Consider the following 17,803-nt stretch of genomic DNA (forward strand, 5'->3'; position numbering starts at 1 on the left):
AGGTTAGGCGGCCACGGTCTGGCCGATCAGATCCCACTCGTTCGTGGCGACCTTCTTGAGGGTGGCGGTCATGTTCTGCGTCATCACCAGAGTCCCGCCGGCTGGCGGGTTGATCACCACCCCTGATGCGGCGACGATGGTGAGGTTTGCATTGGCGGCGCGACGCACGGTGAGTTCAGCACCAACAGGGATTGCTTGAGCGCTATTAGCCGGGACAGTGAGAGTCAGTGCAGACGCCCCCGTAAAGCGCATGTAGAGGGCGCCATTAGAAAACCAACTCGTCAGGATGGTCTGCGACGAACCGGCAGCGGACAGTCCCGTACCGATGGCAGACGCGAAAATCGCCGCCTGCATCTGCGCAGTGGTTGAATAATCAGCAGGGTTGAAGTTGCCCGTGTGAAGCAGCTCGACCGGAGCCAATGGCGCGCCGCCGAGCGCGGCCCGGGCAAACACGCTGACACTCGTCACACCTACAGTCTTAAAGAAAATCTGAGCCCATCGACTTGCGGCCGGATAAGTTACGTGGATGCCGGCGCCGGGATTGCCGAAAGGGTTTTCCGAGGTGGATAGGTTGTTATCGAAGAACTCGTTGCCCCGATCGAGGTTAATCTGGGCCAGCGATCGCCGAGGTATTGGGTAGCCGCCGACTCCATACGGGCCGATGTTCCCGAGCTGAGTAAGTACGGAATTGACGGATGTATCCGTTGTGGTTGCCTGTAGCTTGAGGTTCTGGTCAGTCCAATGTACGGAGTGCGCGCCGGCGATCGCACCAGAAGAAACGATGCCTGTTCGCGTCGCCATCGCTAACGTGCCGTTGGTGCTATAAAACGTCTGAGCGATGTAGTTAGCTCGCTCCACCACCTGCACCAACACGCGACTGGTGAAGCCTGCTGGAAAGTTCGTCAGTCCAGAAGCCGGCGAAAGATATAGCCCCTCGGTGACATAGAGGTTTGCGTTCGTCTCCGTCGAGATAATCGGCAGGCCGTACCCCAAGTTGCCGATCGTCTGCGCCCGCCCTAGCGTTCTGTCTGTAGTGCCGATAGCAGCAGCCAGCGCAGCAGCCGTACCAGCATCCGAAATCGTCGCCAGGGGCTGCGTGCCAGTGTGGTTCGCCCGGTTGAGCAGCGTGGCGTCCGGGCTGTTCGCCGTGGCGCCGCTTTGCACACCGTTGAGCTTGGTCTTGTCGCCAGCAGGCATCAGCCCTGGTTCAGTGGTGGTGGCAACCGGCAGGTCGAGCGTGTCACCTGCAGGTAGCTGTAAGTCGCGCCCGCCGACGCGGACAAGTGGACGGCGGGCAGCCATCAGAGGATTACCGGGTCGTTATCGTTTGTGATCAGCTCAGTTGCAGACTTGGAGGTGCCAAGCAACTGACTGATCTTGGTGCCGGTCTGATTCGCCGGCAGCGTCTCGTCGAGTGGAACATTGATCACGCCGCCTGCAGTACCGAGCCAGTAGTCGACACCTGGGGTAAGCCCGGTCAACGCTGAGTTGACCGAATCCATAGGGTAGACAGTGGCCTGTGCGGCGCTCGCAACTGCGACGAGCACGAAGCCATCGGCGCGCCGGTTGTTACTGTTGTCGGCCTTGCGCACGTTCAGAGCGCCACCCACGGCGTGGAAGTTGACGAAGTTGCCTGCGGCCAGGGCCTCGCTCGACGTGATGACCTGAGTGTTTGCGCCGATGCCTACAGGCATCACCGTCTGGTCAAGGCGTCCGCTGTCATCCAGCGCGACAATCCGGCCAGCCATGGCCGCGCCAGTACTGGTGACTGCAGCAGCAACCATCTTGGGGAAGCCAGCGACGAGCTTGTAAAAACGTTCTGCAGCCATTTGCTACTCCTCTGCCAGTTGTACCGGCTGATGCATGTTGATGATGATGCGATGGGATGAAACAGCGCTGCCGACGTAGACGAGAAAGCCGTCCTCTGGGGCTGCCTGAGTGAGGGTGCCCGCCGGGCCAAGCCAGACAGGCCCTGGTTGCCAGCTCCAAGAAAGATCATCCATCGGCCCAGAGAGCCGTAGATCGACCACTTCGCCGGCCTCGCCTGCAGTCGAGGTGATGCCCACAGCTTGCTGAATGTGTTCGGCATCGTCCGGGTCGAGGTAGCGCACAACGCCGCCCCACTCGTAAACCACTCGCAGGGCGCTTAGCTGCTCGCCAGCGACACGCTGTACCGCTGAACCTCCTGCAGGCCCTGGCTCACCCTGGGCGCCTCGCGTGCCACGCAGACCGGCAGAGACAACCGCAGGGGTGCGGCCAGCCCTGACTGCTGCCACGCTCTGCTGCCGCTGCTGCACAGCAACGGCAGATCTACCGGCCTGATTACGAACAGCGATGACTGTCACACCGTCACCTCGCCGGTTACTTCCACAGTGCTGATGGATGCGACCTTGTACACGCGGCCATCCGGGGCGATCGCTTCCGCATCGTAGAAGCCGCGGTTCCACTCAAGAGCGCCCGCCTTGGCCGCATCGATGGTGAGCACGAACTGGCTCAGCACCTGGTCGACGATCACCAGCCCGTCAGGATCCTCGGTCGGGTCGCTGTGCCAACTGAACAGCAGGTTGCCGCCCACGCGATCGCGCACCTGGGCACGGAAGTGCCACCCAGCCAGATCCATCGGCGCACGCAGGATCAGCAAACCGGTACCCGAGAACGGCCGCCAGCAATGCGCATTCACGTCGTTCAGCTCGATCGTGTCAGCATCGACCACTCGGGCGAACTGGGTATTGTCTTCTGGCGTGTTGAGCTCGACAGGCTGCTTCACGCACTCAATGCGCACCGGCCAGCCTTCTGGCACCTGGTGGCCAACCACCGTCAGCCGCGCCGGCGCCGTGCTCGGCATGCCCGTAATAGGCAGGTACCGCAGATCCTCGTCGGCATACATGATGCCGAACTCGAAGGTCTCGCCTCGGACGATGGTCAGGGGGATTTCAGGCGCCATTCCGTTCTCCACAGCATCTGCCAAAGGCAGTGAATGACGGCTACGCTATGTCACTGGAGCGGCCACGCAATAACGCAGTACCGCCTGCTGGCTACCTGGTAAAACAGAGGGACTGATGCGAAAGGACTTGGTCGAGCGCGCTGCAGCGCGCATGCAAAGCATGGTAGAGGGTGCCGTCTACCCTGTAATCCTGCACAACGACTGCGAAAGCATTCCGTACTACGGTGTTGGAACAGCCTTCCTAATTGAGCATGACGGCCATCTGTACGCTATCTCCGCGCAGCACGTATTGGATAACCAGAACGCGAGCTGCTCAGATCTGCGCCTGCTGCTCAAGGACAATGAGCACTTCATGCTATTCGACATGGAGGCTGTGTTTAATCCCGAATACGAACCGCATTTCGATCTGCTGATTAGGAGGGTCACTAACCTGCAGCATAAGCTCCTGACAGCAACAGGCGCTTACTGGGTTCACACGTCTTCCACAATCGTAGAGGACGGTTTCCACGAGGTCAGTGCGTTCTGGATATTCGGATATCCGGAGCACGGCCGCGGCTATGACTATGATCGGAAGGCCTTTGCGGCGTCGCTTGAAGTGTTCGGCGGAAGCTACGCCCCGCCAGAGGTAGTTGGACTGGGAACCATGAGGCTTTTCACGGATGGGCCAGACTCCTTTCGAGGAATGAGCGGTTCACTAGTACTGGCCGATCTGGACGACATGATGCGCTTCGCCGGTATGGTCACCATGGCGTCAGAGAGGTCAGGCATCGTGAACTTCATCCCCGCATCAGTGATAGTCCATTACCTGAACCGCCTCAACGAGATGGCTGAAAACGGTCAGTACGTCAAGCCCAGAACGGGATGATCATCCGCTACTATTGCTGATCCCCCTTGCCAAAAGGACTTGTGATATGAAGACCACTGTTAAGTCGGGCGACCTACCCCGGTATCTGCGCGAACTTGGACGGGCGACGCTGCTCGCCGTTGCCATATCGATGTCTGCTGGCGAGGTGACCACGAACATCACATCGAGCTACCGGCTCGCCGAGGCTGTCCAGCAGCACCCCGAGTTCTTCGGCGACGGCCCCTACGTCGTGGAGTACACAGCCAGCGACGATGATGCAGAGCAGCCTGAGGTGGAAAATCAGCAGTTTGTTTACGCCATGACGCTCCAGGCCACCCTTGCACGTAGTGGCCGGCTAATCGGCGGCCTGGACAGCTTGAAGGCTTCACTCAGCGAGTATGAGCATATCGTCAAGGTCACCGACCATCCGGACTACTCTGTCGGCTTCATCCTGATTTCGCTGCCAACGGATCCACTCGAGGTTGCCGACCTTCAAAACCTTCTGGCTGAGAACTCCGTCATCTACTTCTTCCCTGATGGTTCGAACACGTTCAACACCACCAACTTCCGCACTGGCAACGGAATTTATAAGGCCTAGCCATCCCCCATCAAACGCCGCAGCCGCTCCTCGTACGGCTCCTCGTGCTCCTGCTCGTCCAGGTTGAATGCCTGACGCTCGAGCGGGATGAAGTTCTTCAGCGCAGTCGACAGGTCACGAATCACGCCAGCATGCGTGGGTAGGCTGATCGCTTTCATCAGCCTGTTCCGACGCTGGCCGTTGTCGTCTTCCTTGGTCTCCTCCTCGATGAACTCTTCCAGATCATCCCTGGCGCGCGCCGCCTGTTCCAACTGAGCGAACAGCATCGACACCAGGCCATGCCCTTTGGCGATGTCCCGACGGTGCCGATTGATCACCTGCAGGTTCGTCTGCACGGCAACCTCGATGTCTTCCTGCGTAGGAGTGTTTCCACCGGAGGAAACCGTGTTTCCATTTAGTGTTTCCTTCTTGGCCTTCTCCCTGCGCGGCTCAGTCAGCAATGCAGCTCTGGTGCGCTCCCTCACCTCCTGGCTTGAGTCCTGTACCCACTCCCTGGACTTGGCCTTCTTGGAGATAGCACCCGGCGTGGTGCCATGCTTGGTCGCCAGCGCACGCAACGACAGCTGACCCAGCCTGTAGTCACGCTCGATGGCTTCCCAGTCGATTGCCTTACGCTCGGACATCGTCACCACCCGTCACAGTGACAGCAGCGTGACGCGTCACACCGTCACCTACCTTCACTGCATCAGGCTGCACGGCCTTCAGTGCTGCACGGCGCAACTGCTGCACGGTCTGGCTGTTCGCCTTGATGTGCTCGGCCATCTGCTCGGCAGCACCAGTGATCACATCCCCCAGCGCTTCGAATGGCACGGTGATGTGCCCGTCGTTCACACTGACCTGCTCTTCCCGCCCCTCGAACTGGACAGTGATCTGGATACGCCAGCGCTGGCCACCAGGCTTGCGCACACCGAATGGGCGAGCGATGTACAGGCGATACGTGCCATGACGCGGCACCTCGTGCTCCACGAACAGCCGCCGCGGCCCCTCGTTGAACACCTCGGCCACACTCAGCCCCTGGATCTGATCAGCGGCCTCTTGGGCAGCTTCTAGCAGTGGTTTGGCGTCCATTACGCGCTCCTACGTGAAATGTGAGTGACCGAGTCGGCCTGACGCCTTGCCGCTTCACGCAGCGCCGCGCGCCGTGAGCGCCACACATCCGTTACGGTACTGGCGTAGCGGGCGATCTTCGGGTGCATGCGGTACGGGTGCGCCTCGTTTGGCTGGGGCTGCGGCTCGCGCTTACTGGCGATCAAGTACTCGCTCACCTCGAACCGGCAGGCGCCGGCGTGATCGAGCAGGGTTCGAGTGACAATGAAAATGGTGCGGCCGGCGCGGAGTTCGTCGGCACGGTAGGTCTGGCGTCGCATGGTCTGCCCCCATGGATGATGTGGATGGTTCTGGGCTCAGTGGCCCGCTTTCTTGATTGCTTCGATCAGGCCCTTCTTGCCAGCCTGGCACTCCCGGTACATGCCGGCCGCGTCGATATCGGCCAACACCAGGTCACCCATTGGCGCCGTGCCGTCATCGGCCACCGGTACCGGCAGCAGATCCGGGCACTCCTGCATCAACCCCCGGTCGATATCCGCGCGCTTCGTTGATGAGCTGCATCCCAGCAGCAGGCACACGACACTCGCGATAAACAACATCGGTAAACGTTTCATGGACGGCCTTCTGGTAGATGGTCTTGTTCTCGATGCGGATTCCCGCGATCGCCTTACTGGTCGCGTCGGTCACCTCGGCGATCAGGCCGCGCCGGTCGTCGGCAAGCTTCATTTCGGCGACTGCCGCGCTATCGGCCTGCCAGTCGCGGATCTGCCAGCCACTGGCCGTACAGACGACAGCCAGGACGCCATAGGCAGCCAGGCGGAAACCATCAACGGTCATTGCGCCCCCACACACGCCGAATGGCGCTCAAGCTGGCGAGCCCACACACCCCAGCAGCGCGTGTTCGGCTTGCCGGCGATCATGGTGGAACAGTCGTAGCCTGCGGCTTTGCGCCAGGCCAGAAGGGCATCACACGCGGCCGCATAGTTTCCGGCCAGCAGGTGGCGCCGCATCGAGGACTTAAGCCAGTTGCCTATGCCGTACTGCCCAACGAAGTCGAGATACAGGTCGTACTCTTCCTGATAGAGCTTCACGCCTGGCAGCGAGGCCCGAAACCTTGCCTCGTCCTTGCTGAACAAGTTGCGAGCAAGCTGCTCAGCACGCTGCGGCGTGATCGTGTCACCCATGCGCACTGGCGTGCCGTCTTCATAGCGCGTCGAGCCATGGCCAATAGTCGGCACATCACCCTTCGTGGGGATCACCGCGGTATCGGTGAAGCCCTCGGAAATGACCCAGGTTCCGAAACCTGCGCTACTCAATACAAGCGCGGCGACTGTCGTACGGAAGCGCTTCACTGCTGCCCACCGTCGGCCTGCGCCGCCTCTTCCTGCAGCTCCTGCCTAGCCCGATAGATGAACTGGTTCTCCAGCTCGTGCCGGTGCTTCTCCAGCTCATAGCGCTTTCTGGTGTAGTAAGCGTTGGTTGCATAGGTGAGAACCGCCGTGACGATACCGACGATGATTCCCCACTCAGTCAAGGTCAGCCCCGTGAACACCGAGAGCATTGCCCCTGCATAGCTGAACCAGCTCATCAACTTGTCGCTCATGTCCCAGCCCATAGATGGCGTATCGAATGAGCGAGACGCTATGTCACTGAGAGCGCTCGGCAAGGGTTGCAGGTTGCTTCTGGTGACATACCGTCGGGGCCTACCACCAACCATTGAGGGCAGATCCATGGGGCAAATGAATTTCAACATCGACCACGTCAGCGACGATCAGTACTTCGCGGTAACTGAAGCGCTCGCGGTATCCGGTGCAGTGATGGAAGAGAAAGGCGCAGAGACGTTGCTGATCATCTCTATGAGCGCTGAAGGCGGGAACGACGCCATCCTGGCTGGCAGCCTGAACGAAGGCTCGCTGGAAAAACTGGAAGAGCTGCTGCAGCAACTGAAGGAACGCGCCCTGGAAGAAAAGCCCGAAGACGCGCTGGTACTGCACCTCGAAGAGCAGGCCAGCTAGGCCTCACTCAGCACCCACAGGGACTTCTTCACCTCATCCGGTGTTGCCGGTGCAACCGGCATCGCCGCTGTAGCTGATGCGCCAAACTCCTCTTCCAGCAAACGCTGGATCTTCTGCATTACCGCTGCCTTAACCCCATCTGACACGCCAGTGACAACCACATGCGCGATAGCCGGGATACTGATTTCCAGAGTTGCCATCTGAATTGCTCCGTTGATAGTGATTTTCTTCCGCTCCGGAATCGGCGCGGCATTTGGATTGTTGAAAGGCGTCCTGCGTAGGTAAGGCTGAAAAGCCTCGCTCCATGAATCTCCGCGGTACCGGCGCTGCCGAACCGTGTCCCACGCAATACCGAGGCGATCCGCCCAGTCACGCGCAGGCATCACCATCGAAACCTTCACCAGCCGCCCGCCAAGCTGCAGGCGCACTGGCAGATCAGCAGCACACAGAACCTCGTCGCGCATGGCAGCCCCCATTTAACGGATCAGCCCCTGCTCACGCAGGATCCGGTACTGCTCGGCCAACCAGGCCTGAAAGTGTGGGTCGGTCATGCTCGACCCTTCTGCAACTCACGCAGCAGCGCCCGGTAGTGGGTCTTGATCTGCTGCAGGTCGTCGATCGTGTAGCGCTTCGGCTCGTGCGGGCCTTCAAGCCATGCAACTGCCTCGGTGCCGATCTTCTTCACCAGTCGGATGCGGTACTCGACGATGTTCCCGGAGCGGCCCATGTTGCAGTTCCGGTTGCACTGCCTGTGCACGTTCAGGGGCTCGAAACGCAGCTCTGGGCACGCGCCGACCGTGCGGTAGTGCCCGGCGCAGTACTGGACATCGGTGGTCGTGTCGCAGGAGATGCACGGCTGCCCTGCGTCTCGCTCGCGGATCCATGCGTTGAAAGCGTCCTGCGCTTCCTGCATGTACTCGGCGCGGGGCTTCACCTTCAGCTTTTGGGCTTTGACCTCGCGCCGCTCAAGCTGAGCAATGGCCACGCGCGCCTTCTCCCGGTTCTCCGGTTGCTTGGCCACGGCCAGGCCGCACTGCCAGGTGCAGACCTTCTGCCCGATCGCCCCCGGCACCGGCGTGAACTTCTGGCCGCATGCCGGGTTGGCGCAGGTCTTCTGCCGCGGCGTGCGTTGGGCAATGCCGCTGGCCTTGGCCTTGATCGGCGCCTTGCGTTTCAGTTCGGTGCGTTTCACTGAGCCCGCTCCCCAGGCATCAAGCCGGTCATCTGCTCGATCGCTTCCTCGGTGAGGTTCGGCCAGTACTTCTCGATCAGGTGCTGGCAGATACCCCGCCAGAACTCCTTGAAGCGCTCTTCGGTCATGTAGTCGAAGGCGATCGACTCAGGGATCAGGCGCATTACCCGGCCCAGGTCGGGAATGTCGAACGCTTCGTACGTGCAGCACACGCTGGCGTCGAGCTGCAGCTTCTTGATGGTGGTGTGGGCGTCTAGGCCGTGGAATTTCTCCACTTGCTCGCTCACCATGCGGCCCAGGGCGTGCACCAGGCGGTGGAACTTCACATTACGGCTCTGCTTGATCTCGCAACGCACCTGGTCGCCAATGCGGTATTCCCGCTCGCGGCACAGGAACTGGTCGATGCTGCTGTCGGCGCACAGGCCCATGCGCACTTCGCCCGTCTGCTCGTCGATCACCTTCCGCCAGACCATGTAGATCGGTCGTACGGCGCGCTTCTTGGCCGCCGTCTTGGCTGTTGTAGCTGTCGCTGTGCTGGCCATCACTCCTCACCCCCACGACTACGTACTTTCTTCAAAAGCTGCAGGCGAGCTTCCTCGCCGGAGATTTTGTCCAGGCCCTGCGCCCGCATCAGGTGCTGCACGGCCTGCTCGCCACGGCGATCGGCCTGCTCTGGCGTCAGTTGCCCGCTCTGGTCTTCGATCCCCTGGCGTGGCTCCTCGAGCGGCAACCCCATCGAGAGCCGCCGGCGGATCTGGAAATACGCATGGTCGAAGCGCTTGCGCAGCGTCTCTTCGGGAATGGCGCTGCACCGCAGGTTGAACCACCCAACGGACGATCCAGCTAGCCGAACCGCCTCGTGACTCCACTGGTGACGGCCTGGGTTCGCGCAGTTGCGCTGTACCTCAAACCAAGCGGAATCGTCGTGAGGAAAGCCCAAATCCAAAGCAGTTGGCACGCACAACTTCACGAACTTGCCGATGCTGGGCGCAAAGTCGGTATCCAGTTGTCGGCAGGCCTCGATGCCGTAGCGCAGTTGCTCTACGGTGCTCACACCCGCCCGCATGAACCCCTTCACCCACGTGCGCTTGGCACGGTTCTCGGCTACGTCGTTCGGCCAGGCCTGCTTCCAGGCAGGGAAGATCGCCTTCAGCTCATCGAACAGCATGTTCACGATGCGGGCCGTCTCGTCCGTTGCCACCTTGGCGCGAGGATCATCCACCTGTTCGGCAGGCAGGTTCGGCAGCACCTTCAGCAACTCGGCAGCGCGCTTCATATCCCGTCCTCCACGTGAATCCAGCTCGTGTCGCTGCTGTCGCCTTTCGCCGCTTGCTTGGCCAGGCCCCGCCGCTCCAGATCGTCCTGCGCCTTCTGCATCCAGTTGCGCCAGGTAGCCGGCCAGTCAGCCTTCACGCCGCCCTGGCCAGTCCAGTAATCGATGAACCGCTCGGTTTCACGGTCGAGCGTCACTGCCGGCGCCTTGTTGGCAGCCCAGGCCAGCATCTCGGGAGACATCAGGAATGGCAGTGGCAGGGCACGCTTGGGCTTGGCCCGATCCGATTTCATGGCAGGCGCAACTGCCTTGGTCTTCGGCTGCGGCTTGCGCCTGGGCTTTGCGGGCGCCTCTCCCCCAGCAGGGGGGCTAGGGGGGTTATTACTATCTGTATCTGTATCTGTATTCGTTGGGATCTCGTTGGACGGCTTAGCATCGGTCGTTGAACGGTCGTTGCCCTTCCGTTGGCCGCCCGTTGCGTTTCTGTTCTTTCTGGCCTCTGCCGATGCCCTTCCAGCAGCACTACGCTGGTCTTGCGAAGCGCGCACACAAGCAAGATCGTCCTCGACCCGGTCATGCACCCACTCCGTCCCGTTGTCCTTGAAAAACTCGTTCAACGAACATTCAACGGCCGTCCAACGGTCGTTGCTCAGCCGTGCAATGCGAGACAGACGAGCCTTCGGAATTGGCTTGCCGGTCTGCCAGTAATTGAACAGCAGTAGCAGGTAGGCGCCATGCTCCTCAGTGGACAGGTGCATGGTGTCCGCCAAGTAATCTGCGATGTACAACTGCATGTACGGAAGCGCAGCCATCAGCGAACCTCAGCTGTCAGTGCTCTGCCCACTACCTGGACGAGCAACTGCTCAGGCGTCAGCCCAGCCGCGCGCGCAGCAGCTTCTAGCCGCGTTCGCTCGCCCGTTGTCATCTCGCCGATCGCCTGGGCTACCAGGTCACGACCAGCGTTTGGTGTTGTACTGCTCAACAGGGCCTCCCGCGGGCCTTCAGGCCGCATTGGTAATTGCCTTAAGCTCTTCTTCATCGAGCCAACGCTCGACAATCTCCCGGATCAGCACCGCGCGGCGTTTCCGCTTCTTGCGGCACTGCTCCAGGATCCGGTCGAGGGTTTCATCGTCGAATCGGGCTTTGATTTCGTTCTCTTTCACTGGGGGAAACATGCATCGCTCCTCATGCCACCGCTTTCGGGGCAGGTTCCATAAACCGTTCTGGGTAAAGGATCTGGAGTTCTGTCAGTTCACCGCCGAATGCCAGGCAGAGTTTTTCCGCAATGGAGGGCGACGCCTTCTGCTTATCCCGCTCAATGCGGGAGATGTTCGCGGCATCAAGCGAGCAGTCATGCTCGGCCAGACGGGTCGCCACATCGCTGAGGCGCCAGCCGCGGTTCAATCTGGCTTTTTTCAAGGGAGTCATAGCGAGTCTCGCTCAGTTGATCTCCCGATAAGTGTGCGTCGGACGCAATACCAATGCAAGAAAAATGGCGCTGCACGCTTTGCGTCCGCCGCAATCCACTGAAAAAATGCGCATATGAACTTCGGACAGACCATCAGAAATGCGCGGAAGGCCAAGGGCTGGACGCTTCAACAGCTCGTCGATGAACTCTCCCGCCGTGGAGTGGAATTCGATGCGAGCAATCTTTCACGCGTTGAACGCGGCACGCAGGCGATGAACTCCACCCCCCTGGCGGCCGCATTCGACGCATTGGGTATCAACATAAGCACCACTGAGCCTCCCAATGTTGAGGATGGCCCACGCATCAGGGGCATGGTTCCCCTGATCTCATGGGTGCAAGCAGGATGCTGGAATGAAGTGGTCGACGTTTATTCAGTAGGTGACGCCGAGGAATGGATACCCTGCCCTGTGGCCCACGGGCCAAGGACTTACGTTCTCAGGGTTCGCGGCGAATCTATGAACAACCCGCATGGGCGACCGTCCTTCCGTGATGGCGACTTCATCTTTGTAGATCCTGATCGGCCTGCGATTAACAAGTCGCTGATCATTGCAAAATTGGATGACGATCAAGAAGCCACCTTCAAGCAACTCGTCATCGAAGGCGCCAAGCAGTACTTAAAAGCGCTCAACCCCGCATGGCCTGAGCCCATCATCCAGATTCATGGAGACGCTTCGATTTCTGGCGTTGTTATCTCCAAACTGGAGAAGCTGGTGTAGATCCAAACCGATAAAACAAACCCGCCATTGGCGGGTTTTTTTTGGCCTGCGGAAAAATGCGCTTGACGCCATTGGCGTGGGACGTCTAATTTATGGCGTACCACGCAAACAGCGAGCGCAGTTATGTACCTCAGCCAAAGCATCATCGACTCAGCAAAGAAGCAACCCTCAGCCATCCTGAGCGAGCTGGATCGTCAACAGCAGCGCGTCCGTTCGCTGGATGCCTTGAAGCTGATTGTCGTGAACGAGCTCCAGCAAGGCGACCCAGCCCTGTGCAGCGCTTTCGCCGATTTCTGCTCCGCCAGCCTGGACAGTGACACCACTGTCGCTCTGTGCCTTTCCCGAATTCACCGCGACAACAGCCTGCAGGGTGAAGCCCTGAAGTGGCTGCGCCAGCACGTCGACAAGTGCCAAGAGCTGTTCGTGGCAGAAGAAGTCGAGCGCCGCATCGCTGCAGCCCTGTTGCAGGAGCTGCCCCAGTGAACACTCACAACGAATGGCGCACTCGCCTGGATCCTCGCGACCCGGACTACCTCGACCCGCTCAGCACTGAAGAGCAGGAAGAAGAAGCGGAAGCCGAGCTGTACGCCGGCGAAGGCGGCCAACTGTATCGCCAGTGGGATTTCGACCATGTCTGAGACTTCCCGCCGTCTCATCCGCCGCGCGATCGCCGACCTGGCGCGCAGCCAATGCGCCAGCGTCCAGCACCGCGCCATCAACTTCGCCTATGCCACCGGAATGATCGAGCTGGCGTATGCCGAAAACTTGATCACCGATGCCGAGCACGACGATTTTCGCCGTCAGGCAGACATCGCAGACAACCAGGAGGCTCGCCGTGCTTAAGCCATTCACCGGCCAGCAGTTCGCCCAGGCAATGGCCCTGGCGATCGCGGCAGGGCTCACCAGCCCTGCACAGATCAAACGCACCGTGCGCCGCCGTGGCACCTGGTTCATCACCTGCGAGGTGCCGGCATGACCCAGTACCAGCGCATCCGCCGCCTAGTGCTCTGGCGCAGCTTCGCCGCAGCACTCGCCCTTTTCATCGGTTTCATTATCGCGCTCGGCCTGGCCGATCGCATCGCCAATTGGTGACCCACATGTCCACAGCCACACCAGCCAACACGCTTATCCGCCTGCCGGAAGTGCTGGAAATGACCGGTCTCTCCCGCGCGACGATCTATCGCCGCATGGCCACCGGCAACTTCCCCAAGTCCGTCGATATCGGCGGCTCCGACGCGCGCAGCGCACCTGTTGCCTGGCCCCTCGATGAGGTGCAGGGCTGGATCGAACAACGCAAGAACGCCCGCACCAGCGCTACTGCTGCGGCATAGGAGAGCCACCATGGCACAGGAAAAATCAAACCCGCATATGCAGCTGTGGGACTCGGTGAAAACCACCGACAAGAAGTACACCAAGACCCTGCAGCTGGACGGCCGCCCCGTCACCAGCATCAACGGCATGTACATCGTGCAGCGTGCTACCGAGGCATTCGGCCCAGTCGGCAAAGGCTGGGGCTACGACATTCTGGTCGATCGCTTCGATCAGGGCGCCCCCATCACCGGCAAGGACGGCGTCCTGCTTGGTTACGAGCAGGTGCACACCATCCAGATCAAGCTCTGGTACGTCCGTGGTGGCAAACGCAACCACGTGACCCACTACGGTCACACCCCGTTCGTTCGCAAGAGCCAGTTCGGCCCATACACCGACTTCGACGCGCCGAAGAAAAGCCTCACTGACGCCATCAAGAAATCCCTGAGTCTCGTTGGCTTCAGCGCTGACGTGCACATGGGCATGTTCGAAGACGAGGTTTACCTGCAAGGCCTGGAGCTGAAACAGCGACTGGATGAAGCCGGCGAAAGCGGCGCGGCGGACGTCATGAACGAGGCCAAGGCTGAGTTTCGTAACTGGGTAGACAACCAGGTCGCCGTCTTGGCCAAGGCCAACAACCAGCGCGCACTGGATTCCCTGCGCAAACAAATCTGCGAGAAGGCCCGCGAAAAGGCTGCGGTCGTGAACTACGACCCAGTCGACGTCGAGCGCCGCATCAATGAAGCGGCAGAAGAACGCATGGAATTCCTCAACGAGAAGTACCCCACCGCACGTCTTAACCGGGAGTAACCGCAATGACCACCATGAACGATGTGAGCCTCGATAACGGCACCGTGAACATTGCCGTTTTCAACAAAACCGATGCGGCCCTGGCCGCATTGCGTGAAAAGTATCTGGTAGTTCCAGATGCCGACACTGACGAGGGCTATGCCTTCGTGAAGGATGGCCTCAAAGAACTCACCAGCCTGCGCACTGGCCTGGAAACCGTCCGCAAAGAGGTAAAGGCGCCCTATCTGCAAGCCGGAAAGATCATCGACTCCGAGGCGCAGCGCATCACTGCTGCTCTGGTTGCCCTCGAAGACCCGATGAAGGCGGCCAAAAAAGAGGTCGACGACCGCAAAGAGCGCGAGCGTCAGGAGCGTATTGCCCGTCTGCAGGTGAAGGTCGACGCCATCAAGGCCATGCCTGGCCAAGTGCGCGGCAAGTCGAGCCAGGAAATCGCCGACATGCTCGACCGTGTTGGTGAAATTGATGCGATGCACGACTTCTACGACCTCACCAGGGACGCAGTGGCAGCCAAAGACGTCGCAATGTCCGAGCTGACCCAAATGCTGGGCGAACGCCTCGAATTCGAAGTCGCCGAGGATGCACGCCTCAAGGCCGAAGCTGAGCGCGCTGAACTGCAACGCCAGCTTGCGGAACAGCAAGCAGAGAACGACCGCAAGCTGGCCGAACAGCAGGCGGAAATGCAACGCCAGCAGGAAGCGATGCAGCTTCAGCAGCAGGAAATGCAGCGCCAGCAAGATGAAGTGCGCCAGCAGCGTGAAGCCCTGGAACGTGATCGTGCCGCTCTGCTGCCTGCGCCTGCCGCTGAGCAAGCTCCGGTAGCACCGGCCGCCGAGACCGTCGCACCAGTTGCTGCCGAAGCGGCACCGACTACCACCAAAGCTCCGGCCAAAGACAACCGCCAGTGGCGCGCTGTGGTCACCGATAAATCCGCCCTGATCGCAGCGATCGCCGCCGGCTACGGCACCGAAGACCTGCTGATCATCGACCAGGCCGCACTCGACAGCCTGGCCAACGACAAGCGCACCGCCCTGGAACTGCCTGGCGTAACTGCCCAGCCGATCCCCGCCTCCCGCGCAGCCTAACCAACCCTGAATTACCCACCGCGCCGGCCTTCCGGCGTGGGTTGGGGTTCCTACACCCTGGAGTCACCGAAATGAGCAATCTGACCAACGTTTTCGACTTCGAAACCAATGGCATGCCTGACTGGAAACAGCCTAGCGAAGCCGGCCACCAGCCCCATATCGTCGAGGTCGCCGCCCTGCTGTGCGACGCGGCCGGCAACATCATCGACCGCTACCAGGCGATCGTCCGCCCGAACGGCTGGGAAATCGGCGCCGACATGGTTGCCATCCATGGCATCACCATGGAGCAGGCCATGGACGAAGGCATCCCGGAAGCCGAAGCCCTAGAAGGCTTCCTGGCCATCCACGCCCGCGCCAGCATTCGCGCCGCCCACAACGCCACTTTCGATGATCGCATCGCCCGCATTGCGATTTCCCGTTACCACAGCAAAGACCTGGCCGACTCCTTCAAGGATTCCACCGAGAAGTTCTGCACCTGCAACAACTCCCGCGCGCAAGTCGGCCTGGGCAAGCTGCCGACCCTGGCCGAGGCCTACAAATACTTCACCGGCCAAGACCTGGCGGAAGCCCACCGCGCAATGCCCGATGCCCTCGCCTGCGCCCGCATCTACTTCGCCCTGCAGGGCGTTTCGATGCCCGCTGCGGCCTAAGGGAGTTTCGCCATGATCGATGCGCGCGCATACAGCCGAGCCCCAATTGTCCCGCCGGCACCCCTGCCAGCCGTGAGCCGACGCCGGCTGCTCCGCATCCCGGACGCTTTTCCGATTCCGACCCGGTGCAACTGCTGCCAGAGCGCGCGCATTGATCTGGTCGAGAACTCCGAAATCTACAACGGCACCAGCTACGGCGAGTGGCCCTACGCCTACCTGTGCCGCAACTGCTTTGCCTACATCGGCCTGCATCAAGGTACCGACCTGCCGCTCGGCACCCTTGCGGACAAACCACTGCGCCAGGCGCGCACCCGCAGCAAACAGCCCTTCGAGCGCATCTGGCGCGACGGGCTGATGTCGCGCAAGGCCGCTTACGCCTGGCTCGCCTACCAGCTCGACCTGCAGCCCAGCGACTGCCACTTCGGCCTGTTCGACATACCGCGCTGCTTTGAAGCCAGGCGGATCTGCGAGCAGTACCTGAACACCACTTCCACTATTTGACGGATACCAGCCATGCACCACCTAACAACACTCAACCTGCCGACCCTGTCATCCAAGGAAGCCGATCGCCAACGGCTGGCAGTAATGCTGGCTGAAGCAAGGGCCGGGGCCGTGCAGGTCATCGAATCTCCTATCGAACAGCGCCCTGTCAGCAACCTCCAGTGGACGGCCTCAAGCATGACCGTCATCACCGCCGCGCGCCGTGAAGAGCAATCGCAAAAGGCTGCCCGCAAGGGTGGCCGCCCATTCGGCACCACTTCCGATGACACAGCGCTGATCGAGCGCGCGAAAGCCATGGCCTTCATTGGCCTGTCCCGCTACGCCGCGTCGCGCCAACTCAAGATCGGCTGCGACCGTCTCGACCGCATCTGCCGCAAGCACGACATCTCTTTTACCACCCGCCCTAACGCTGCCTGAGGATCATCACCATGTGGTTTCGCAATCTCCTGATTTACCGCCTCACCCAAGCCGTCGAATTTACAACGGAAGCCCTGGAGCAGGCACTGCGCCAGAAGCCCGCGCGCCCTTGCGGCAGCCAAGAACTCGCCACCTATGGTTTCGTCGCCCCGCTGGGCAAGGGCGAAGACGCGCCGCTGGTTCATCACAGTCAGGGCTTCTACCTGATCGCTGCCCGCAAGGAAGAACGCCTGCTGCCCGGCAGCGTGGTCACCGAAGCAGTGCGCGAGAAGGTCGAGGAAATCGAAGCCGACCAGAACCGCAAGGTCTTCAAAAAGGAACGCGACCAGGTTAAGGACGAGATCGTCCAGGCCTTCCTTCCCCGCGCTTTCACCCGCAAGAAGGCAACCTTCGCTGCGATCCTGCCGGCCGAAGGCCTGGTGCTGGTTAACTCCAGCAGCCCCAAGGCAGCCGAGGATCTGCTATCGACTCTGCGTGAAACGATCGGCAGCCTGCCGGTGCGCCCCATCACCGTGAAGATCGCGCCGACAGCCACCCTCACCGACTGGCTGAAGACACAGCAGGCAGCGCCCGACTTCCACCTGCTCGACCAAGCCTTCCTGCGCGATACCCACGAAGACGGCGGCTCAATCGCAGCCAAGCACCAGGATCTGACCAGCGAAGAGATCCAGGTGCACCTCAACGCCGGTAAGCAGGTCACCCAGCTATCGCTGGCCTGGCAGGACAAGTTGTCCTTCGTCATCGATGACGGCATGGCCATCAGCCGCCTGCGCTTTGAAGACCTGTTGCAGGAGCAAGCCAGCCAGGACGGTGGCGACGATTCCGCCAGCCAGTTCGACGCCTCCTTCGTCCTGATGATGCTCACCTTCCGCGAATTCCTGCCGGCGCTGCTCGAAGCGCTGGGCGGCGAAGACATCCCTACCGGTATCTGAGGAGAC

General features: G+C 60.8%; 33 protein-coding genes. 15 read left to right on the plus strand and 18 right to left on the minus strand.

What is annotated here, in order from left to right; all coding sequences use genetic code 11:
- Nucleotides 1–3: 3 nt before the first annotated feature.
- Genes ACZ3GY_RS12610 through ACZ3GY_RS12625 form a run of 4 tightly spaced genes read right to left on the minus strand, consistent with a single transcriptional unit; the run spans nt 4 to nt 2,944 of the window.
- On the minus strand, nt 4–1,302 hold the full coding sequence (locus ACZ3GY_RS12610) for a hypothetical protein (protein ID WP_465910278.1): 1,299 nt from the start codon (nt 1,300–1,302) through the stop codon (nt 4–6).
- Nucleotides 1,302–1,829 carry a hypothetical protein gene (locus ACZ3GY_RS12615; RefSeq protein ID WP_465910280.1) on the minus strand — a complete coding sequence of 176 codons (528 nt, stop codon included), beginning with the start codon at nt 1,827–1,829 and terminating at the stop codon, nt 1,302–1,304. The genes ACZ3GY_RS12610 and ACZ3GY_RS12615 overlap by 1 nt, the downstream gene beginning before the upstream one ends.
- A 3-nt stretch (nt 1,830–1,832) precedes the next feature.
- On the minus strand, nt 1,833–2,345 hold the full coding sequence (locus ACZ3GY_RS12620; RefSeq protein WP_465910281.1) for a hypothetical protein: 513 nt from the start codon (nt 2,343–2,345) through the stop codon (nt 1,833–1,835).
- Nucleotides 2,342–2,944 (minus strand): hypothetical protein, encoded by a 603-nt coding sequence (locus tag ACZ3GY_RS12625; RefSeq protein WP_465910284.1) that lies wholly within the window; start codon nt 2,942–2,944, stop codon nt 2,342–2,344. The genes ACZ3GY_RS12620 and ACZ3GY_RS12625 overlap by 4 nt, the downstream gene beginning before the upstream one ends.
- Nucleotides 2,945–3,059: 115 nt before the next feature.
- On the opposite strand from ACZ3GY_RS12625, the gene ACZ3GY_RS12630 reads away from it, so the two are divergent.
- Together ACZ3GY_RS12630 and ACZ3GY_RS12635 are read left to right on the plus strand one after the other, a co-directional pair.
- Nucleotides 3,060–3,809 carry a hypothetical protein gene (locus ACZ3GY_RS12630; protein ID WP_465910285.1) on the plus strand — a complete coding sequence of 250 codons (750 nt, stop codon included), beginning with the start codon at nt 3,060–3,062 and terminating at the stop codon, nt 3,807–3,809.
- A 46-nt stretch (nt 3,810–3,855) separates the two neighbouring features.
- Nucleotides 3,856–4,386: a hypothetical protein gene (locus ACZ3GY_RS12635; protein WP_465910286.1), complete on the plus strand. Its 531-nt coding sequence runs from the start codon at nt 3,856–3,858 to the stop codon at nt 4,384–4,386.
- Here the strand turns inward: ACZ3GY_RS12635 and ACZ3GY_RS12640 are convergent.
- Genes ACZ3GY_RS12640 through ACZ3GY_RS12670 form a run of 7 tightly spaced genes read right to left on the minus strand, consistent with a single transcriptional unit; the run spans nt 4,383 to nt 7,036 of the window.
- Complete coding sequence (locus ACZ3GY_RS12640; protein ID WP_465910288.1) at nt 4,383–5,009, minus strand: hypothetical protein; 627 nt, start codon at nt 5,007–5,009, stop codon at nt 4,383–4,385. The genes ACZ3GY_RS12635 and ACZ3GY_RS12640 overlap by 4 nt on opposite strands.
- Nucleotides 4,996–5,454, minus strand: coding sequence for a hypothetical protein (locus ACZ3GY_RS12645; RefSeq protein WP_465910289.1), 459 nt, complete (start codon nt 5,452–5,454; stop codon nt 4,996–4,998). The genes ACZ3GY_RS12640 and ACZ3GY_RS12645 overlap by 14 nt, the downstream gene beginning before the upstream one ends.
- Nucleotides 5,454–5,753 carry a hypothetical protein gene (locus ACZ3GY_RS12650; protein ID WP_465910291.1) on the minus strand — a complete coding sequence of 100 codons (300 nt, stop codon included), beginning with the start codon at nt 5,751–5,753 and terminating at the stop codon, nt 5,454–5,456. The genes ACZ3GY_RS12645 and ACZ3GY_RS12650 overlap by 1 nt, the downstream gene beginning before the upstream one ends.
- Before the next feature lie 36 nt (nt 5,754–5,789).
- Nucleotides 5,790–5,951 (minus strand): hypothetical protein, encoded by a 162-nt coding sequence (locus ACZ3GY_RS12655; protein WP_465910292.1) that lies wholly within the window; start codon nt 5,949–5,951, stop codon nt 5,790–5,792.
- On the minus strand, nt 5,908–6,270 hold the full coding sequence (locus ACZ3GY_RS12660) for a hypothetical protein (RefSeq protein ID WP_465910294.1): 363 nt from the start codon (nt 6,268–6,270) through the stop codon (nt 5,908–5,910). Before ACZ3GY_RS12660 ends, ACZ3GY_RS12655 begins: the two co-directional genes overlap by 44 nt.
- On the minus strand, nt 6,267–6,785 hold the full coding sequence (locus tag ACZ3GY_RS12665; RefSeq protein ID WP_465910296.1) for a glycoside hydrolase family protein: 519 nt from the start codon (nt 6,783–6,785) through the stop codon (nt 6,267–6,269). The genes ACZ3GY_RS12660 and ACZ3GY_RS12665 overlap by 4 nt, the downstream gene beginning before the upstream one ends.
- Complete coding sequence (locus tag ACZ3GY_RS12670) at nt 6,782–7,036, minus strand: HP1 family phage holin (RefSeq protein ID WP_465910297.1); 255 nt, start codon at nt 7,034–7,036, stop codon at nt 6,782–6,784. Before ACZ3GY_RS12670 ends, ACZ3GY_RS12665 begins: the two co-directional genes overlap by 4 nt.
- 127 nt (nt 7,037–7,163) lie before the next feature.
- Between ACZ3GY_RS12670 and ACZ3GY_RS12675 the strand changes: the two genes are divergently transcribed.
- A complete protein-coding gene (locus ACZ3GY_RS12675; protein ID WP_465910299.1) occupies nt 7,164–7,448 on the plus strand; it encodes a hypothetical protein in 285 nt (94 codons plus the stop codon).
- Here the strand turns inward: ACZ3GY_RS12675 and ACZ3GY_RS12680 are convergent.
- The 7 genes from ACZ3GY_RS12680 to ACZ3GY_RS12710 form a co-directional block, all read right to left on the minus strand.
- Nucleotides 7,445–7,912 (minus strand): hypothetical protein, encoded by a 468-nt coding sequence (locus ACZ3GY_RS12680; protein WP_465910300.1) that lies wholly within the window; start codon nt 7,910–7,912, stop codon nt 7,445–7,447. The genes ACZ3GY_RS12675 and ACZ3GY_RS12680 overlap by 4 nt on opposite strands.
- An 83-nt stretch (nt 7,913–7,995) precedes the next feature.
- Nucleotides 7,996–8,640 carry a recombination protein NinG gene (locus ACZ3GY_RS12685; RefSeq protein ID WP_465910301.1) on the minus strand — a complete coding sequence of 215 codons (645 nt, stop codon included), beginning with the start codon at nt 8,638–8,640 and terminating at the stop codon, nt 7,996–7,998.
- Nucleotides 8,637–9,182, minus strand: a complete 546-nt coding sequence (locus ACZ3GY_RS12690) for a hypothetical protein (RefSeq protein ID WP_465910302.1) — start codon at nt 9,180–9,182, stop codon at nt 8,637–8,639. The genes ACZ3GY_RS12685 and ACZ3GY_RS12690 overlap by 4 nt, the downstream gene beginning before the upstream one ends.
- Nucleotides 9,182–9,916 (minus strand): replication protein P, encoded by a 735-nt coding sequence (locus ACZ3GY_RS12695; protein ID WP_465910303.1) that lies wholly within the window; start codon nt 9,914–9,916, stop codon nt 9,182–9,184. Before ACZ3GY_RS12695 ends, ACZ3GY_RS12690 begins: the two co-directional genes overlap by 1 nt.
- Nucleotides 9,913–10,725 (minus strand): YdaU family protein, encoded by an 813-nt coding sequence (locus tag ACZ3GY_RS12700; RefSeq protein WP_465910304.1) that lies wholly within the window; start codon nt 10,723–10,725, stop codon nt 9,913–9,915. Before ACZ3GY_RS12700 ends, ACZ3GY_RS12695 begins: the two co-directional genes overlap by 4 nt.
- Before the next feature lie 189 nt (nt 10,726–10,914).
- Nucleotides 10,915–11,088 carry a hypothetical protein gene (locus ACZ3GY_RS12705; RefSeq protein ID WP_465910305.1) on the minus strand — a complete coding sequence of 58 codons (174 nt, stop codon included), beginning with the start codon at nt 11,086–11,088 and terminating at the stop codon, nt 10,915–10,917.
- Between the two features lie 10 nt (nt 11,089–11,098).
- On the minus strand, nt 11,099–11,341 hold the full coding sequence (locus tag ACZ3GY_RS12710) for a helix-turn-helix domain-containing protein (RefSeq protein WP_465910306.1): 243 nt from the start codon (nt 11,339–11,341) through the stop codon (nt 11,099–11,101).
- 114 nt (nt 11,342–11,455) lie between these two features.
- On the opposite strand from ACZ3GY_RS12710, the gene ACZ3GY_RS12715 reads away from it, so the two are divergent.
- From ACZ3GY_RS12715 to rdgC, 12 genes are all read left to right on the plus strand, one after another.
- Complete coding sequence (locus ACZ3GY_RS12715; protein ID WP_465910308.1) at nt 11,456–12,097, plus strand: helix-turn-helix domain-containing protein; 642 nt, start codon at nt 11,456–11,458, stop codon at nt 12,095–12,097.
- A 123-nt stretch (nt 12,098–12,220) separates the two neighbouring features.
- Nucleotides 12,221–12,580 carry a hypothetical protein gene (locus ACZ3GY_RS12720; RefSeq protein ID WP_465910310.1) on the plus strand — a complete coding sequence of 120 codons (360 nt, stop codon included), beginning with the start codon at nt 12,221–12,223 and terminating at the stop codon, nt 12,578–12,580.
- Entirely contained in the window at nt 12,577–12,735 is a 159-nt protein-coding gene (locus tag ACZ3GY_RS12725; RefSeq protein WP_465910312.1) for a hypothetical protein, read from the plus strand. The genes ACZ3GY_RS12720 and ACZ3GY_RS12725 overlap by 4 nt, the downstream gene beginning before the upstream one ends.
- Nucleotides 12,728–12,940, plus strand: coding sequence for a hypothetical protein (locus tag ACZ3GY_RS12730; RefSeq protein WP_084305471.1), 213 nt, complete (start codon nt 12,728–12,730; stop codon nt 12,938–12,940). Before ACZ3GY_RS12725 ends, ACZ3GY_RS12730 begins: the two co-directional genes overlap by 8 nt.
- Nucleotides 12,933–13,073, plus strand: coding sequence for a hypothetical protein (locus tag ACZ3GY_RS12735; protein WP_167359693.1), 141 nt, complete (start codon nt 12,933–12,935; stop codon nt 13,071–13,073). Before ACZ3GY_RS12730 ends, ACZ3GY_RS12735 begins: the two co-directional genes overlap by 8 nt.
- Nucleotides 13,074–13,194: 121 nt before the next feature.
- Complete coding sequence (locus ACZ3GY_RS12740) at nt 13,195–13,428, plus strand: helix-turn-helix transcriptional regulator (protein WP_465910315.1); 234 nt, start codon at nt 13,195–13,197, stop codon at nt 13,426–13,428.
- A gap of 10 nt (nt 13,429–13,438) precedes the next feature.
- Nucleotides 13,439–14,215 carry a hypothetical protein gene (locus tag ACZ3GY_RS12745; protein ID WP_465910316.1) on the plus strand — a complete coding sequence of 259 codons (777 nt, stop codon included), beginning with the start codon at nt 13,439–13,441 and terminating at the stop codon, nt 14,213–14,215.
- Between the two features lie 5 nt (nt 14,216–14,220).
- The gene (locus tag ACZ3GY_RS12750) at nt 14,221–15,297 is read left to right on the plus strand and encodes a hypothetical protein (RefSeq protein WP_465910318.1); all 1,077 of its coding nucleotides are present in this window, start codon (nt 14,221–14,223) and stop codon (nt 15,295–15,297) included.
- A 71-nt stretch (nt 15,298–15,368) separates the two neighbouring features.
- Nucleotides 15,369–15,947, plus strand: a complete 579-nt coding sequence (locus tag ACZ3GY_RS12755) for a 3'-5' exonuclease (protein WP_465910319.1) — start codon at nt 15,369–15,371, stop codon at nt 15,945–15,947.
- Between the two features lie 12 nt (nt 15,948–15,959).
- Nucleotides 15,960–16,448, plus strand: coding sequence for a zinc-finger-containing protein (locus ACZ3GY_RS12760; protein ID WP_465910320.1), 489 nt, complete (start codon nt 15,960–15,962; stop codon nt 16,446–16,448).
- Nucleotides 16,449–16,460: 12 nt separating this feature from the next.
- The gene (locus ACZ3GY_RS12765; RefSeq protein WP_465910322.1) at nt 16,461–16,865 is read left to right on the plus strand and encodes a hypothetical protein; all 405 of its coding nucleotides are present in this window, start codon (nt 16,461–16,463) and stop codon (nt 16,863–16,865) included.
- 11 nt (nt 16,866–16,876) lie between these two features.
- The gene (gene rdgC, locus ACZ3GY_RS12770; RefSeq protein ID WP_465910324.1) at nt 16,877–17,797 is read left to right on the plus strand and encodes a recombination-associated protein RdgC; all 921 of its coding nucleotides are present in this window, start codon (nt 16,877–16,879) and stop codon (nt 17,795–17,797) included.
- The last annotated feature ends 6 nt before the right edge of the window (nt 17,798–17,803 follow it).

This window comes from Pseudomonas sp. PME37.24/006, from assembly GCF_055556635.1.

Bases quoted from the DNA above. Each gene is read 5' to 3' on its own strand.
- ACZ3GY_RS12755 (WP_465910319.1), top strand. From the start codon at position 15,369: ATGAGCAATCTGACCAACGTTTTCGACTTCGAAACCAATGGCATGCCT.
- ACZ3GY_RS12745 (WP_465910316.1), top strand. From the start codon at position 13,439: ATGGCACAGGAAAAATCAAACCCGCATATGCAGCTGTGGGACTCGGTG.
- ACZ3GY_RS12705 (WP_465910305.1), bottom strand. From the start codon at position 11,088: ATGTTTCCCCCAGTGAAAGAGAACGAAATCAAAGCCCGATTCGACGAT.
- ACZ3GY_RS12700 (WP_465910304.1), bottom strand. From the start codon at position 10,725: ATGGCTGCGCTTCCGTACATGCAGTTGTACATCGCAGATTACTTGGCG.
- ACZ3GY_RS12750 (WP_465910318.1), top strand. From the start codon at position 14,221: ATGACCACCATGAACGATGTGAGCCTCGATAACGGCACCGTGAACATT.
- ACZ3GY_RS12710 (WP_465910306.1), bottom strand. From the start codon at position 11,341: ATGACTCCCTTGAAAAAAGCCAGATTGAACCGCGGCTGGCGCCTCAGC.
- ACZ3GY_RS12645 (WP_465910289.1), bottom strand. From the start codon at position 5,454: ATGGACGCCAAACCACTGCTAGAAGCTGCCCAAGAGGCCGCTGATCAG.
- ACZ3GY_RS12655 (WP_465910292.1), bottom strand. From the start codon at position 5,951: ATGCAGGAGTGCCCGGATCTGCTGCCGGTACCGGTGGCCGATGACGGC.
- ACZ3GY_RS12675 (WP_465910299.1), top strand. From the start codon at position 7,164: ATGGGGCAAATGAATTTCAACATCGACCACGTCAGCGACGATCAGTAC.
- rdgC (WP_465910324.1), top strand. From the start codon at position 16,877: ATGTGGTTTCGCAATCTCCTGATTTACCGCCTCACCCAAGCCGTCGAA.
- ACZ3GY_RS12765 (WP_465910322.1), top strand. From the start codon at position 16,461: ATGCACCACCTAACAACACTCAACCTGCCGACCCTGTCATCCAAGGAA.
- ACZ3GY_RS12640 (WP_465910288.1), bottom strand. From the start codon at position 5,009: ATGTCCGAGCGTAAGGCAATCGACTGGGAAGCCATCGAGCGTGACTAC.
- ACZ3GY_RS12670 (WP_465910297.1), bottom strand. From the start codon at position 7,036: ATGAGCGACAAGTTGATGAGCTGGTTCAGCTATGCAGGGGCAATGCTC.
- ACZ3GY_RS12650 (WP_465910291.1), bottom strand. From the start codon at position 5,753: ATGCGACGCCAGACCTACCGTGCCGACGAACTCCGCGCCGGCCGCACC.
- ACZ3GY_RS12680 (WP_465910300.1), bottom strand. From the start codon at position 7,912: ATGCGCGACGAGGTTCTGTGTGCTGCTGATCTGCCAGTGCGCCTGCAG.
- ACZ3GY_RS12715 (WP_465910308.1), top strand. From the start codon at position 11,456: ATGAACTTCGGACAGACCATCAGAAATGCGCGGAAGGCCAAGGGCTGG.
- ACZ3GY_RS12760 (WP_465910320.1), top strand. From the start codon at position 15,960: ATGATCGATGCGCGCGCATACAGCCGAGCCCCAATTGTCCCGCCGGCA.
- ACZ3GY_RS12630 (WP_465910285.1), top strand. From the start codon at position 3,060: ATGCGAAAGGACTTGGTCGAGCGCGCTGCAGCGCGCATGCAAAGCATG.
- ACZ3GY_RS12625 (WP_465910284.1), bottom strand. From the start codon at position 2,944: ATGGCGCCTGAAATCCCCCTGACCATCGTCCGAGGCGAGACCTTCGAG.
- ACZ3GY_RS12610 (WP_465910278.1), bottom strand. From the start codon at position 1,302: ATGGCTGCCCGCCGTCCACTTGTCCGCGTCGGCGGGCGCGACTTACAG.
- ACZ3GY_RS12690 (WP_465910302.1), bottom strand. From the start codon at position 9,182: ATGGCCAGCACAGCGACAGCTACAACAGCCAAGACGGCGGCCAAGAAG.
- ACZ3GY_RS12695 (WP_465910303.1), bottom strand. From the start codon at position 9,916: ATGAAGCGCGCTGCCGAGTTGCTGAAGGTGCTGCCGAACCTGCCTGCC.
- ACZ3GY_RS12615 (WP_465910280.1), bottom strand. From the start codon at position 1,829: ATGGCTGCAGAACGTTTTTACAAGCTCGTCGCTGGCTTCCCCAAGATG.
- ACZ3GY_RS12730 (WP_084305471.1), top strand. From the start codon at position 12,728: ATGTCTGAGACTTCCCGCCGTCTCATCCGCCGCGCGATCGCCGACCTG.
- ACZ3GY_RS12740 (WP_465910315.1), top strand. From the start codon at position 13,195: ATGTCCACAGCCACACCAGCCAACACGCTTATCCGCCTGCCGGAAGTG.
- ACZ3GY_RS12660 (WP_465910294.1), bottom strand. From the start codon at position 6,270: ATGACCGTTGATGGTTTCCGCCTGGCTGCCTATGGCGTCCTGGCTGTC.
- ACZ3GY_RS12635 (WP_465910286.1), top strand. From the start codon at position 3,856: ATGAAGACCACTGTTAAGTCGGGCGACCTACCCCGGTATCTGCGCGAA.
- ACZ3GY_RS12720 (WP_465910310.1), top strand. From the start codon at position 12,221: ATGTACCTCAGCCAAAGCATCATCGACTCAGCAAAGAAGCAACCCTCA.